General features: G+C 51.1%; 2 protein-coding genes. Both read right to left on the bottom strand.

Annotated elements, in window-relative coordinates:
• The coding region (locus tag JW499_RS22575) for a phenol hydroxylase subunit P4 (protein ID WP_232846581.1) at positions 1 to 62 on the bottom strand (62 nt) is incomplete at its 3' end.
• Positions 63 to 173: 111 nt separating this feature from the next.
• A partial coding sequence (locus JW499_RS21755) for a YHS domain-containing protein (RefSeq protein ID WP_205212529.1) occupies positions 174 to 413 on the bottom strand: 240 nt, incomplete at its 5' end.

Genomic DNA, 413 nt, shown 5'->3' with positions numbered 1-413 from the left:
CGGTGCTCATCCCAACCGAGATAGACAATCTGATTACCGTGGAAATTTTCCACCCGGTCCATCCGCTCGCCCTGATAGTCAGGACTTAGTGCAAATACAGGCATTTTTATATCCTCTTGTTATTCTTCTGTGGGTGCAGCCCTGCCACACCCGTTGACAGATTGATGACCGGTTCAGGCGATACCTTTCCACTGATTCCAGCGCACCTCATCGGGAGAGCCTTTAATATCCATATTGTCGACGCCAACATTCATGTGGTAATAATCCTTGAGGATATCGCCGACATCAGGACCGCCGCAGTTGCCCTGGAAGATCTGATGCACCGGCAGCCAGGCCTGAACATACTTTTCCGGTTCCTCTTTGAAGATGTCGCAGCAACCATCCGAGCAGAAGTGATAGCGCTCGCCCTGATA

Source organism: Amphritea pacifica, from assembly GCF_016924145.1.
Classification (GTDB): Bacteria; Pseudomonadota; Gammaproteobacteria; order Pseudomonadales; family Balneatricaceae; genus Amphritea; species Amphritea pacifica.
The sequence above is the reverse complement of the archived record's forward strand: the minus strand, read 5'-3'. Positions and strand labels throughout refer to the sequence as shown.